This is a genomic window from Aquabacterium sp., assembly GCF_021768455.1.
Classification (GTDB): Bacteria; Pseudomonadota; Gammaproteobacteria; order Burkholderiales; family Burkholderiaceae_C; genus Aquabacterium.
The window spans coordinates 1-1,144 of sequence record NZ_JAIZVX010000309.1 but is presented as its reverse complement, the minus strand read 5'-3'; the positions used below and the strand labels follow the sequence as shown (position 1 = coordinate 1,144).

The window sequence follows — 1,144 nt, the reverse complement described above, 5'->3', positions numbered from 1 at the left end:
CAGGTTGGACAGGGCCTGGGCCAGGCCCAGCACCCACAGGCCCTTGAAGATGCCCGCGCGGTCGACGTACCAGCCGCCGATCAGCCCCCCGGCGATGGACAGGCCCATGCCCACGTTGACACTGACCAGGCCGATTTCGGCCGGACTGAAGCCCGCGTCGACCCAGAAGGGCTTGACCATGAAGCCCATGGCCGCATCGCCCAGCTTGAAGAGCAGGATGAAGAGCAGCACCGCCAGCATGCCCGGGCGCGCCAGCAGGCCCACCCAGGCGCCAAAGGCCGGCCCCTCGGCCAGGGCCTTGGCCTGCGGGCTGCGGCCGGCGGCGACCATCAGCCCCGCCCCGGCGAACATCAGCCCGACGGGGATGGCGCCCTTGAACCACCAGGCGGTCTGGTGCGCCACCATCCAGCCGAACAGGCCGGGATCGGTGGCCTGAGGCCCGAAGAGCTTGAGCACGGGCCCCAACACGGGCCAGAGCAGCCCCACCAGCACCAGACCCAGGGCCAGTAACCAGATGGGCTGCTGCTTGAGCACCGTCCACTCCCGGGCCGAGGCCTGGGCGTCGCGCGGTGGGCGCGGCGGCTGGGCCGGCGCGTTGAGGATCAGCACCGCATTGGCCAGCATCACCGCAGCGGCCAGGCCGTAGGCAGCGGCCCAGTTGGCGTGGCCCTCGCTGCCCGTCCAGCCGGCCACCACCAGCATCAGCCCCGCCGAGAGCATGCCCACCCGGTAAAAGCCGATGCGCAGGCCGTTGGCCAGGCCGTACTGGTCCTTGCTGAGGATTTCGATGGTGTAGCCGTCGGTGGCGATGTCGTTGGTGGCCGAGAGCACCGTGAAGGCCACCAGCAGCACCCAGGGCCAGGTGGCACCCTGCCCCAGGGCATCGGGGTTGAGCGCCAGGGCCGCCAGGGTGAGCGCCATGCCGGTGTTGGCCGCGGCCATCCAGCGGCGGTGCCCACGCCAGGCGTCGACCAGGGGCGCCCAGAGGAATTTCACCGTCCAGGCCAACCCCAGCAGGCTGAGCAGGCCGATGTCGGAGGGGCTCACGCCGGCCTGCCGCATGTTCACCGGGAAGAGGTCGTAGAACAGGCCCAGGGGCAACCCCTCCGAGAAGTAGAGGAGCGCCACCCAGAACATCAGGCGG

General features: G+C 70.7%; 1 protein-coding gene. It reads right to left on the bottom strand.

Annotated features, from left to right (window positions below; genetic code table 11):
• A partial coding sequence (locus QZ994_RS19945) for an MFS transporter (RefSeq protein WP_367172371.1) occupies window positions 1-1,144 on the bottom strand: 1,144 nt, incomplete at both ends.